Annotated in this window: 6 protein-coding genes; all 6 read right to left on the minus strand. The window is 72.5% G+C overall.

Annotation, left to right across the window (positions count from 1 at the left end; translation table 11 throughout):
- Positions 1 to 764 (minus strand): flagellar hook-associated protein FlgK (flgK, locus tag A612_RS12655; protein WP_019374836.1); only part of this gene is annotated, 764 nt, incomplete at its 3' end.
- A gap of 50 nt (positions 765 to 814) precedes the next feature.
- Positions 815 to 1,768, minus strand: coding sequence for a flagellar assembly peptidoglycan hydrolase FlgJ (gene flgJ, locus A612_RS12660; RefSeq protein WP_019374837.1), 954 nt, complete (start codon positions 1,766 to 1,768; stop codon positions 815 to 817).
- 1 nt (position 1,769) lies between these two features.
- Entirely contained in the window at positions 1,770 to 2,900 is a 1,131-nt protein-coding gene (locus A612_RS12665; protein ID WP_019374838.1) for a flagellar basal body P-ring protein FlgI, read from the minus strand.
- 100 nt (positions 2,901 to 3,000) lie between these two features.
- The gene (locus tag A612_RS12670; RefSeq protein WP_019374839.1) at positions 3,001 to 3,969 is read right to left on the minus strand and encodes a hypothetical protein; all 969 of its coding nucleotides are present in this window, start codon (positions 3,967 to 3,969) and stop codon (positions 3,001 to 3,003) included.
- 10 nt (positions 3,970 to 3,979) lie between these two features.
- On the minus strand, positions 3,980 to 4,708 hold the full coding sequence (locus A612_RS12675; protein WP_019374840.1) for a flagellar basal body L-ring protein FlgH: 729 nt from the start codon (positions 4,706 to 4,708) through the stop codon (positions 3,980 to 3,982).
- Between the two features lie 11 nt (positions 4,709 to 4,719).
- Positions 4,720 to 5,107: flagellar hook-basal body complex protein (locus A612_RS12680; RefSeq protein ID WP_019374841.1), on the minus strand; the 388-nt coding region annotated here is incomplete at its 5' end.

Raw genomic sequence — 5,107 nt, forward strand, 5'->3', positions numbered from 1 at the left:
TGGCGCCCGCTGCCGGGAAACAGCCGGGCCTCGCCCACCGACAGCTGGGCCGCGTTGGCGCCCAGCACCAGCGCCTGGCTGCCGCCTACGAAGATGCCCACGCTGCCGTCGTCGGCCGGGATCTGCGTGGTCTGCACGTGCTGGTTCAGCTCGCGGATAAGCTGGTCGCGCCGGTCCAGCAGGTCGTTGGGCGTCTGCCCGTTGCCCTTGACGCGTGCGATCTGCTCGTTGACCTCGGCGATGCCTACCGCCAGCTGGTTGATGCGCACCACGTCGGTCTTGAGCTGCTCGCCGACCGAGTAGCCGATCTGCTGCAGCTGCTCGGCCGCCGAACGCATGCGCGCGGCCATCTCGTCCATGCGCGTGAGCGTGACGGTGCGCGCCGTGAGGTCGGTGGGCGCGGCGACCACGTCGCCCAGCGAATTGAGCATGTCGGTGATGGACGCGCCCAGGCCGGCGGTGCCGCCCTGGAACACGTCCTGCAGCTGCGCGGTGCGCTCGGCGCGCACGGCGTCGCCCGCCTGCACGGCCTGCGCCGCCGTGGCCTGGCGCGTCAGCAGCTCGTTGTGGTTGCGCAGGATGGTGGCCACCTGCACGCCCTTGCCGATGTAGCCCGAGCCGGTGAACTGCCCCGGCACGGTCTGCATGACCACGCTCTGGCGCGAGTAGCCGGCGGTGCTGACGTTGGCGATGTTGTGCCCGGTGGTTTGCAGGGCCACCTGGTTGGCGAGGAGGGCGCGGGCGCCGACGTTCAGAAGACTCATGGCGGGGTTCTGGCGCTGTCTGTGGGCAGGCTCGTGGAGGCGGCGGCGCGTCAGGCCTGGCTGCCAGGGGTGGCCTGGCCGGCGGCCGGCGCGCGGGCGACGGTCAAGGTGCTCTGGATGGCGCGGCTGAGCTTGGCGGCGTACTGCGGGTCGGTGGCGTAGCCGGCCCTTTGCAGCTCGGCCGCCCAGGCCTGGGCCGAATGGGTCTTGGCCAGCGCCTTCTCGTAGCGCGGGCTCTGGGTGATCAGCCGGGCGTAGTCGCGGAACGAATCGGCGTAGGAGTCGTAGGCGCGGAACTTGGCCGTGACCTTGCGCGGCTTGCCGTCGATGTACTCGGTGGTGGTGATCTCGGCCACCTTGCCCGTCCAGCCGCGGCCGGCCTTGATGCCGAACAGGTTGAACGAGTTGCTGCCATCCTTGTGGCGGATTTCGCTCCTGCCCCAGCCCGTCTCGTGGCCGGCCTGGCCCAGCATGAAGCTGGCGGGGATGCCGCTCTCGCGCGCCACGGCCTCGGCGGCGGCGCGGTGGCCTTGCACGAAGTCCTCCTTGCCCCGCGGCGACGGGGCGCGCGGGTCGTCGGCCGGCGCGGGGGCGCGCCGCTGCAGCGCGTCCAGGCGCAGCGTGGCGCCGGGCACGAGCGTGGGCGCCTCGCCCGCGCCGCCGAGCTGGCGCGCCAATTGGCGCTGGATGGCCTCGGACAGGCCGCCGGGCATGCCCGACATCTGCACCGACAGCTGCTGGTCCATCAGGTCGTTGGCCAGGTTGCCCTCGGCGCCGTCCAGCAGCCCGGACTTCATGGTCGCCTCGCGCATGCTCTTGATCAGCTCGCGCATGAACAGCGACTCGAGCTGCTTGGCCGACTCCTGCACCGCCGAGCGCTGGCCCTCGCCGCCCTGCGCGGCCTGGGCCTTCAGGTGGTTCAGGGTGCGGCCGTCCACGGCCAGCGCCTGGCGCGGGGCGAGGGCCGCGCCGCGGCCGGACAGGGCAAGCGTCGGCAGGCTCATGTCAGATCACCTCCAGTTCCGCGTTCAGCGCGCCCGCGGCCTTAATGGCCTGCAGGATGGCCAGCAGGTCCTGCGGCGTGGCGCCCAGGGTGTTGAGCGCGCGCACCACGTCGGCCAGCTGGGGCGATGCGGGCACCTGCATGACCTGGCCGGCGTCGGCCTGGATGGAGATGTCGCTCTTTTGCGCCACCACCGTCTGCCCGCGCGACAGCGGGTTGGGCTGGCTTATGACGGGCGTGCTGCTGATGACGATGGACAGGTTGCCGTGCGCGATGGCGCAGGGCCCCAGCGTGACGGCCTGGTTGAGCACGATGGAGCCGGTGCGCGCGTTGATGACCACCTTGGCCGCGGGGGTCGACTCGGGCAGCTGCAGCTCCTCCAGCTCGGCGATGAAGTTCACGCGCGCACCCGGGTCCAGGGGCGCGCGCACTTGCACGGTGCGCCCGTCCAGGGCCGTGGCCGTGTCCTGGCCGGCGCGGGCGTTGATCGCCAGCGCCACCTTGCGCGCGGCCTGGAAGTCCGAGGCCGCCAGGCTCAGCGTGATGGTGTCGCCGCCGTGCAGCGGCGTGGGCACGCTGCGCTCGACCTGGGCGCCCTCGGGAATGCGGCCGGCGCTCAGGTGGTTGACCTGCACCTTGCTGCCGCCGGCCGAGGCGCCCGCGCCGCCGACCACGACGTTGCCCTGCGCCAGGGCGTAGATCTCGCCGTCGGCGCCGCGCAGCGGCGTGGCAATCAGCGTGCCGCCCTTGAGCGACTTGGCGTTGCCGATGGACGAGACGGACACGTCGATGTGCTGGCCCGGCTGGGCGAACGCGGGCAGCTCGGCCGTCACCACCACCGTGGCGACGTTCTTGAGCTGCGGCACGGTGGTGCCCGGCGGCAGCGAGATGCCCATCTGCTGCAGGTAGTTGGCCATGGCCTGCGCGGTGATCGGCATCTGGGTGGACTGGTCGCCCGTGCCGTCCAGCCCCACCACCAGGCCGTAGCCCGACAGCTGGTTGCTGCGCACGCCCTGCACGGCGGCGATCTCCTTGATGCGCACCGCCTGGGCGGGCGCGGCCCAGGCCAGCGCGAGCAGCGCGGCGGCCAGCCAGCGGGCGAAGCGGGAGGGGGCGCGGGACAGGGAAATCATGGCCCTGATTGTGGAGACGGCGGCCCGTTGCGAAGCCGGGAAAAGCGGGGCAAAGGGGGCGCAAAGGCCGGCATTGGCGCGCCGCCGGGCGGCCGCCCGCTCAGCCGCGCGGACGTCCGACGCGCACGGCCGCCGGCATGGGGGCCGGCGCGCGGCGGATGCAGTAGTACTGGCCGTTGGGCACGCTCGCCAAGTGGTTGGCGCGCAGTGCGCCGGTGCCGGCGGCAGCGGCCCCCGTGTCGTACAGACCCGACTGCACATGGTAGACGCCGCCGGGGCGCAGCGCCAGGCCGCCACCGTAGAAGCCCGCGGCCTCGGCCGTCGCCAGCTCGTCGGCGGTCGGCAGCTGCGCGCCCTGGGCGTCGCACCAACGCAGCGCCACCTCGCGCGAGACCAGCCGGTCGGCGTGGCCGGGCGCGGCCGTGAGCCACTGCGCGCCCGGCGTGGGGTTGCGCGGCGGCGCGAAGCGCGTGCCCTCGAAATAGTCGAACAGCTCGCGCGCCAGCGCCTCGGCCAGCGCCGGCGCGGGCGCCGTCACGGTGAAGCTCTGCGAGGCGCCGCTGCGCAGGCGCACCAGGGTCGCGGTGGCCTGCACCAGCGGCCCTTCCAGCCGCGTGTAGGTGATGTAGGCGGCCAGCGCCACGCGCGCCGCCCGCGCCTTGAGTTCGTCCTGGGCGAGGGGCTGCTGCAATTGCGACGGCGAGGTCTCGGAAAAATCGAAGCGCAGGCGCGGCTGCGCCAGGTTGGCGCGGCGCGCCTGGCGGTCGAGCTCGCCGATCAGCTGGGCGTTCAGGCTGCGCCCGAACTCGGCCAGGGCGCGCTGCTCGTGGTGGGCCTGCAGGGCGTCGATGGCCTGCAGGGCGGCCGCGACCTTGGCCGGATCGGCCTTGTCGGCGTGCAGGTCGCCAAAGACCTTGCGGTCGGCCTCGTAGTCGGCCAGGTCGGCGGCGCGCACCACCGGGATATTCGGCCACACCCGCAGCGGGCCGGGCAGTTCGCGCAGGTCCTGGGCCGGCGCCGCGAGGCACCACAGGCAGGCGAGGGCCGCAAGGGCGCGCTGCAGGCGCATGGCGGCCGCCTCAGAACGGCGTCACGTTGTTGAAGGCGCGCGCCAGCCAGCCCATGGCCTGGGCCTCGGCCTGCTCGCCCAGCCCGCGCGAGACCACGCGCACGTTCGCCACGTATTCCGAGCGGATCTCGCTGGGCGTGAAACCGTCCTTGCTGCGGCGCAGGTTGCGCGGGTCCACGATGCCGGAAAAGCGCAGCACGTCGACGCTGCGGTTCACGCCGACCTGCTTCTCCCCGGTGATGACCAGGTGCCCGTTGGGCAGCACTTCGGTGACGACGGCCGTGATGCTGCTCTCGAACTTGTTCTTGCTGCTGGTGTCGCCATTGCCGTTGAAGGTGGTCTCGGAGCCGGCGCCCAGCTTGGAGTGCCCGACCACCTTGGCGGCCACCTTGGAAGGCAGCAGCGGCACGTCGGTGATGCCGGCGCTGGTCTTGGAATTGCGCCCGATGGTGGACTTGCTGTTTTGCTGCGCCTCGATCCGCTCTTCGATCCTGATGCTCACCAGGTCGCCGACGTAGCGCGCGCGCGGGTCCTCGAAGCCGGGGCGGTAGCTGGCGGCGTGGAACAGGCTGCCGGTGGGGCGGCCGTGCACCGCCGGCTGGGCGGGCGCCTGCACCATGGGCAGCTGCGTCGGCAGCACGTCCACCGGCGGGGGCGGGTTGACGCTGGCGCAGCCGGCGGCCAGCAGCGCGGCAGCGGCGGCGGCCAGGAGGCGCGCGGGGCGGGAAGCGGTGTGCATGGCGGTGTTCCTCACAGTTGCGACAGCTTGGCGAGCATCTGGTCGCTGGTCTGGATGGCCTTGGAATTCATCTCGTAGGCGCGCTGGGTCTGGATCATGTTGACCAGCTCCTCGACCACGTTGACGTTGGAGTTCTCCAGGAAGCCCTGCTTGACCAGCCCCAGCCCGTTGGTGCCGGGCTCGGCCTGCTGCGGCGGGCCCGAGGCGGCGGACTCGCGGTACATGTTCTGGCCCACGGGCTCCAGGCCCGCGGAGTTCACGAAGCTGGACATGGCCAGCTGCCCCACCTGCTGCGGCGCGGGGTTGCCCGCGAGGGTCACGTTGACCACGCCGGTTTCGCTGATGCTGATGCTCTTGGCATCGGTCGGGACGGTGATGCCCGGCGCGATCGGCAGGGGG

The sequence above is a fragment of the Melaminivora alkalimesophila genome (assembly GCF_000282995.1).
In the GTDB taxonomy this organism is placed as follows: domain Bacteria; phylum Pseudomonadota; class Gammaproteobacteria; order Burkholderiales; family Burkholderiaceae_C; genus Melaminivora; species Melaminivora alkalimesophila.